The sequence below is a fragment of the Streptomyces sp. NPDC091412 genome, assembly GCF_044756885.1.
GTDB lineage: Bacteria > Actinomycetota > Actinomycetes > Streptomycetales > Streptomycetaceae > Streptomyces.
Genome location: NZ_JBIVTV010000018.1, coordinates 142,016 through 148,681 on the forward strand (window position 1 = coordinate 142,016; position 6,666 = coordinate 148,681).

5 protein-coding genes are annotated in these 6,666 nt (G+C 68.9%); 3 read left to right on the top strand and 2 right to left on the bottom strand.

Annotation, left to right across the window (positions count from 1 at the left end; translation table 11 throughout):
- Positions 1 to 658: 658 nt before the first annotated feature.
- Complete coding sequence (locus ACIQMV_RS31755; protein WP_402596674.1) at positions 659 to 1,960, bottom strand: SGNH/GDSL hydrolase family protein; 1,302 nt, start codon at positions 1,958 to 1,960, stop codon at positions 659 to 661.
- Positions 1,961 to 2,389: 429 nt separating this feature from the next.
- On the opposite strand from ACIQMV_RS31755, the gene ACIQMV_RS31760 reads away from it, so the two are divergent.
- Together ACIQMV_RS31760 and ACIQMV_RS31765 are read left to right on the top strand one after the other, a co-directional pair.
- Positions 2,390 to 3,364 carry a polysaccharide lyase family 1 protein gene (locus ACIQMV_RS31760; protein ID WP_402596661.1) on the top strand — a complete coding sequence of 325 codons (975 nt, stop codon included), beginning with the start codon at positions 2,390 to 2,392 and terminating at the stop codon, positions 3,362 to 3,364.
- Positions 3,365 to 3,407: 43 nt separating this feature from the next.
- A complete protein-coding gene (locus ACIQMV_RS31765) occupies positions 3,408 to 4,211 on the top strand; it encodes a pectate lyase (RefSeq protein WP_141363711.1) in 804 nt (267 codons plus the stop codon).
- 169 nt (positions 4,212 to 4,380) lie between these two features.
- Here ACIQMV_RS31765 and ACIQMV_RS31770 read toward each other — a convergent pair whose 3' ends face one another.
- A complete protein-coding gene (locus ACIQMV_RS31770; RefSeq protein ID WP_402596662.1) occupies positions 4,381 to 5,322 on the bottom strand; it encodes a tyrosine-type recombinase/integrase in 942 nt (313 codons plus the stop codon).
- A 9-nt stretch (positions 5,323 to 5,331) separates the two neighbouring features.
- Between ACIQMV_RS31770 and ACIQMV_RS31775 the strand changes: the two genes are divergently transcribed.
- Positions 5,332 to 6,012 (top strand): pentapeptide repeat-containing protein, encoded by a 681-nt coding sequence (locus ACIQMV_RS31775; protein ID WP_402596663.1) that lies wholly within the window; start codon positions 5,332 to 5,334, stop codon positions 6,010 to 6,012.
- Positions 6,013 to 6,666: the final 654 nt, after the last annotated feature.

The following is a 6,666-nucleotide window of genomic DNA, read 5'->3' on the forward strand; positions in this document are numbered from 1 at the left end:
CGCCTGGGGGTGAGATCGACTCCTCGTGGCCACCGGGTGCCCACAAGCGTGCTGGTCACCCCGTCTCTCCCAGAGAACGCCACCGGTCGCGTCCGCGCCACCGGGCTCCGCCGTCCGCCACGTTCCGCGTCGGGGACGGATTAACGGCCGGCGCCCTGCCCGCGGCACCGGCGGGATGCCGGCCGGAGCCGGCCCGTCCCCGCGCCGGAACCAGCGGAACCGCTCGGGAACAGGGCACCCGGCACGACGCCCGCACCCCTGCGGCTACGAGTGCACCGACCGCGCCGCACACCCCACCGCCGGGCCCGCGGGCACCTCGCCCGAAAGGCCGAAGCCCGAGAGCCCAACGGCCGAGCCACCCACCCCCGCACCAGCATCAGCGGGCCCCGGGAAGCGGCAAGGAGCCCGCCCGTACAGGCGCACCCGCCGCACCGAGCCCCCAGCCGAAAGTCCGACAGGCGCCCGTCCCGAAACCGGCGCCCGACAGCACGACGGCCGAGCCACCCACGCGAGAGACAGCGAGCCCCCGGGGAACGGCAAGCACCCCCACCCACACAGGCGCACCCGCCGCACCGAGCCCCCAGCCGAAAGACCGACAGGCGCCCGCCCCCAAGGCGGGCGCCCGACAGCCCGACGGCGGAGCCGTCCCTCCCCCGTGTCAGGAGTGGCGGAACAGTGCCGCGGGGACCGCCCCCGCGAGGAGCCCGTAGCCCTGCGGGTTGAGGTGCAGCCAGTCCCCGGCGTGGAGGTCGGGCCGCAGCCGGCTCGGCTGCGCGGGATCGCGCACCGCGCGGTCGAAGTCGATCAGCGCGTCGAAGTGGCCGCTCGCCCGGATCCAGGCGTTGACCGCCTGGCGGGACTTCTCCCGCAGGCCCGCCGGGTCGTCGTAGGGGTCGTTGCCGCCGAACGGCAGCAGGGTGGCGCCGTAGACGCGGATGCCCTGGGCGTGGGCGCGCACCACGATCTGCTGGTAGGCGGCGATCAGGTCCTCGGTGACCCGGCGCTGGGCGGCCGGGGTGGCGTCGGCGGTGCCGATGTCGTTGACGCCCTCGAAGACGATCAGCCAGGCGACGCCGCTGCGCGCGAGGATGTCGCGGTCGAGGCGGGCGAGGACATTGGGGCCGAGGCCGTCGTTCAGGACGCGGTTGCCCCCGGCGGCCTGGTTCAGGACGGCGAGGTCCACGGTGGCGGGGCGGGAGCGGAGCCGGTCGTAGAGCTGGTCGGGCCAGCGGTCGTTGGCGTTGGTGGTGGAGCCGCGCCCGTCGGTGAGCGAGTCGCCGAGGATCGCCACCGACTGGGTCGGGGCCTTGGCCTCCACCTCGACGTCGCTGATCAGGTACCAGTGGTCGACCGGGGTCGCCCCGGTCAGGTCGGCGTCCCGGGTGTGGTCGCCGTGGACGAGGTACGACGTCGTACGCGAACCCGGGTGCGAGGTGAGGGCGAGGGAGGGCTGGCCCTCGGCGAGGTACGCCGTCACGGTGAGGTTGGACGCGGCGCGCAGGTCGAGGTCCAGCGGGTCGGAGACGACCTGGGCCCCGGTGGGCACGGTCGTCGACGCCCGCCCGGAGAACGTCACCTTCCGGGTCGTACGCGGCTCGACGGCGCTGACTCCGGCCGCGCCCTCGCGCGGCAGCGCCACCGTCACGGCGGTCAGGGGCAGCGGGGTGTCACCGAAGGCGTTGGAGAAGCGCAGCCGGATGCGGTGGCCGCCGGTGGAGACGCGCAGCGTCTGCCGCACGGTGGTGTCGACGAGGACGGCGTGGTCGCCGGTGAAGGGCGCAGGCGGCAGGTTGCCGGGTTCGGTGAGCTGCGGCATCGCCGTCCAGGTGTTCACCCAGTGCCGTGCGGCCGCGGCCGGCGGCCGGTCGGCGGCGGTCACGCGGTCCGGCCCACGCACCAGGGCGGTGACGGCCGAGACGGTGACGCCGAGGGCCAGCACCAGGACGCACACGCCGATCAGGTCGGCGCGGAGCGTTCTGGCGGGGCGGGTTCTTCCGGGCGGTGTCACGTGCGTCCTCCGTTGAATGTGCGGGGGTGCGATCGGACGGGTGCGGGTGGTGGCCCGAGGCGCGCGGGACTGCCCCCGGCGGGCTGCCGCTGCTGCATGGTGGCATGGACATGGCCATCATGGAAGCGCTCCCACACCCAGCGCCGACCCCTTTCACCATCCGTCCGCGAGTGGCCGGATGTGACCTGCGCGAGGCGTTGACTAGAAAGCGCTTGCACTCTACGGTCCGTTCAACAGTGTGACCGGCAAGCGCTACTTCAGGCCCTCTGAGTCACACTGCTCACGCGAGTCGTTCCACATGATGTTCGGCATTCACGTATACGACCTCACTCGGTCTCGTATACACCCCCCACCCAGTCCTTCCGAAGGGACAGCATCCGCATGCGAACTCGCCTCTCACGTCCACACGCGCCCAGGTCGGCTCTGGCGGCGGCCGTCGCCGCGGCCGCGACCCTCGCGGTGCTCGCCCTGCCGCAGCAGGCCGGGGCCGCCGAGAGCTCACCGGTCGGTTTCGGCGCCGGCACGACCGGCGGCGGCAGCGCCTCGGCGGTGACCGTCTCGACGCTCAGCGCCTTCAAGACGGCCGTGACCGGCAACACCGCCAAGGTGATCAAGGTGAGCGGCCAGATCTCACTGAGCGGTCAGGTCGACATCGGCTCCAACACCACGGTGCTGGGCGTCGGTTCGTCGTCCGGGTTCACCGGCGGCGGGCTGCGGCTGAAGAACGTCAGCAACGTCGTCGTGCGCAACCTCCAGATCAGCAAGGCCGTCGGGACGGACGCGATCACCGTCCAGGGCTCGACCAAGGTCTGGATCGACCACAACTCCCTGTCCTCCGACCGCGACCACGGCAAGGACTACTACGACGGCCTGCTCGACGTCTCGCACGCCTCCGACTACGTCACGGTGTCCTGGAACACCTTCAAGGACCACTACAAGGGCTCGCTGGTCGGCCACAGCGACAACAACGCGGGCGAGGACACCGGCCATCTGCGGGTGACGTACCACCACAACTGGTTCAACAACGTCAACTCCCGCATCCCGAGCCTGCGTTTCGGCACGGGGCACTTCTACGACAACTACGTCGTGGGCGCCGAGACCGCCGTGCACTCGCGCATGGGTGCCCAGATGCTGGTCGAGAACAACGTCTTCCGCAGCACGTCGGTCGCCGTCACCACCAACCGGGACAGCAAGCAGGACGGTTACGCCAACCTGCGGGGCAACGACCTCGGCGGCGCCACGACCGAGGTGTCGCAGACCGGCACCTTCACCAGCCCTCCGTACAGCTACACGGCAGAGGCCGCCTCAGGTGTGGCCTCCTCGGTGACCGCGGGCGCGGGCACCGGGAAGATCTGACCGCCGCCCGGCCATCACCCGACCGCACGGAAGGAACAAGGACATGACGTCCGCAGCACGACCGCACCTGCGACGGCGCGCACTGACCGGGGGCCTGGCCGCACTCGGCCTCTCGGTTGCCATGATCATGACTGAAGGAGCACCTTCGGCGAGCGCCGCCACCTGGCCCACCGCCAACGGCAGTCAGGCGGTTTCCACCACCATCTCGGTGTCCGGCACCAAGGACTACGGGATGACGCGCCTGTACGGCAGCGGGGCCCTGGGCACCGGCGGCCAGGAGGAGAACCAGAAGCCGATCCTGGAACTGGCCGCCGGCGCCGTCCTGAAGAACGTCATCATCGGCTCCCCCGCCGCCGACGGCATCCACTGCCTGGGCAGCTGCACGCTCCAGAACGTCTGGTGGGAGGACGTCGGCGAGGACGCCGCGACGTTCCTCGGCTCCTCGTCCTCCAACGTCTACACCGTCTCCGGCGGCGGCGCGAAGGAGGCCAGCGACAAGGTCTTCCAGTTCAACGGCGCCGGCACGCTGAACGTGTCGAACTTCGCGGTGCAGAACTTCGGCACCTTCGTCCGCTCGTGCGGCAACTGCAAGACGCAGTACAAGCGGACCATCAGCCTCAACACGATCGAGGCCACCTACAAGGGCGGCCGGATCGCCGGCATCAACACCAACTACGGGGACAGCGTCTCCCTGAAGAAGATCACCATCATCGGGGACTCCGGCAAGAAGATCATCCCCTGCCAGAAGTACACCGGGAACAACACGGGCGCCGAGCCGTCCAAGGGCGGCACGGACGCCGACGGCACATACTGCAAGTACGCGGCGTCCGACATCACGTACAAGTAGCGGCTCTACCGGAAAGGCCCAGGCCATAACCTCTGGCCTGGGCCTTTCTCATTTCCTTGATCGGTACGTGGTCCAGCCCACTGCCCTGTGAGACAGAAAATCGGGCCTGATGGGTCCAAGCTGGGTCCCCACGCGGATCCCAGTGGGACCCAGTGGAGGCCGCGGCCTGTCAGGCCACCCGGCGGCGCTGCCTCTTCATCGCCCTCTTCATGGCTGCTGCCTTCTCTGGCCGGGCGGGCTGCACGTGGTAGCTGTCGGCCGTCTCCACCGGGGCGTGCCCGAGCTTCGCCGCCTGCTCGGCCTTCCGGTAGGCGGTGACGAGGTCCAGGGACGCGGAGGCGGTCGCGGCGTGCATCTCGGGCAGGACCGTCTGGTAGGTGTCGCTCGTCATCCGCAGGGACGCGTGCCCGAGCATCGCCTGCACGGCCTTCGGGGCGACGCCGGCGGCCAGCGCCAGACTTGCCGCCTCGTGGCGGCCGTCGTGGAGGCGGATCGGCGGCAGCCCGGACAGCTCGACCAGCCGGTGCCAGCGGTTGGAGAAGAACTGCGGGTGGTACACCGAGCCGTCTTCCTTGGTGAAGACTCGGTCGGAAGCCTCGGTGGGCGCGGGTACGCCGGCCGACGTCCATTGCTCGCGCTCGGTGGCCTGCTTCTCGCGCCAGGCCCGCAGCAGCATCACCGAGTCCCGGTTCAGCTTGATGTCGCGGACGCTGTCGGCCTTTGGGGTGTCCTCGTGCACCTCGTGGGAGATGGTCACCAGCTGCTCGCGGATGTGGATCACCTCGGCGTCCAGGTCCACCTCGTCCCAGGCGAGCGCGGCGAGCTCGCCGCGGCGCAGGCCGTGGAAGAGGATCAGGTGCCAGGCGGGGAAGTGGCGGTCGTCGACGATGTGATCCAGGAACTCGGCGGTCTGCTGCAGCGTCCACACCATGACCGGGCTTGGCTTTTCGCCGGTGCGTTTCCAGCGGGCCACGCGCGGCGGGGTCCAGGCGAGCGCGCGCGGCTTGGTCACCTTGGGGAGGGTCACGAGCGCCGCATAGTTCTTGGCGATCAGCTCCTCCTTCAGTGCGTCGGAGAGCGCGGAGGACAGGGTGGCCTTGATGGTGCCCATGGCGGCCGGGTGGATGGGGCCAAGCGCCCGCTGCCAGATGTCCAGGCGGCTTTGAGCGCGCTAGGGCGGGCTGCTCCACGAGCTGAGCACTGCGTCAACCTGCCAAACCGAAAGCTCTCTGGCGCCGATTTGATGGGGTTTCGCCTCGAGGGAGGTGACCTCTCTGGTGCCAAGTTCGTCGCGGCCGACATTAGTCTATGCGATATAAGACACGCGGAAATGACTAGGGCGGACTTGACGCGCGCAAACCTAAGTCGCTCTCGTTTTGTCGATGTGGATTTCGGCGGGGTAACGTTTGAGAAGGCGAATCTTGAGGCTGCAAACTTCAGTCGCTGTAATCTTTCGATGGCAAAGTTGACGGACGTGGTGGCTCGTGATGCTCGATTCTCTGGGAGTGCACTGGGTGGGGCAAAGCTGAGCGGAAACTTCAATAGCTGCAATTTTCGGAGCGCCGAGTTTACGACTTCAGATCTCTCCGAGTTGACTGTTCACGGAGCAGACTTCACTGGCGTTTCTTTTGAGCAGGCTAACTTGGATGGTGCAGACCTGTCGAATCCAATCGGTTTGACCGTAGAGCAGTTGATTATCGCTGTTCTGACGGACGCTACGCTACTTCCGGAAAAGATCGGCAACGATCCAAGAATTCGGGATCGGATTAAGCGAGTTGCCGAGCTCGGCGAGGATGCGTAGTGGCCTTAGGGCTCGTTCTCGGAGGAAGCTATTCCCCCTCGACCGAACCCACCACTCACCCCTGCTCCCATCCCGTCCGCCGTCGACCCACACGTTGTGGAGCGGGCGTGGTTCATGGCGTCCAGGTGGAGCGCGCCACTGTACGAACGACCTGGACGCCATGGGCCGCGTCTGCTCGGCTCTGCCTGGGTCGACGGTGGACGGGATGGGAGCCCACCACGCTCGCCACGATGTGCCCGCGGCCGGGAACGGCGCCCCCTCCATCCCGGTGCCGGCCGATCCCCCGCCGGAGGCGCTGTTCTAACCTTGGCTATGTCGTCTCACCCAGCCCCGGCCTGGTCTTCGCCCCCTTGCGGGCGCGGGCGGGCGACGGCGCGCGGCCCCGGTGACGAAGGCAAGGAGGGGCGGCGCGGCGGCGACCGACCGGCGCCGCCGCGCTGTGCGCGGCACCTTCGATCTCCGATCGGACTGCTTGCAGCTTGGGAGGCCGGGAGCGACGGCGAGCGAAGCGAGCCTTGATGAAGTAGGGAAAGTTCTACCGCGCTAGTGCCTCGATGCTGTGTCCGGTCCCGGTAGATGCTTGACACTTCGGTCCCAGCTGATGGTTGACAGTGGCCCGTGATCGGTTTTCCTGTGCGTGTCGTTGCGGCGCGT

Coding starts and splice junctions, on each gene's coding strand:
- ACIQMV_RS31760 (WP_402596661.1), top strand. CDS start 2,390: ATGCGAACTCGCCTCTCACGTCCACACGCGCCCAGGTCGGCTCTGGCG.
- ACIQMV_RS31765 (WP_141363711.1), top strand. CDS start 3,408: ATGACGTCCGCAGCACGACCGCACCTGCGACGGCGCGCACTGACCGGG.
- ACIQMV_RS31770 (WP_402596662.1), bottom strand. CDS start 5,322: ATGGGCACCATCAAGGCCACCCTGTCCTCCGCGCTCTCCGACGCACTG.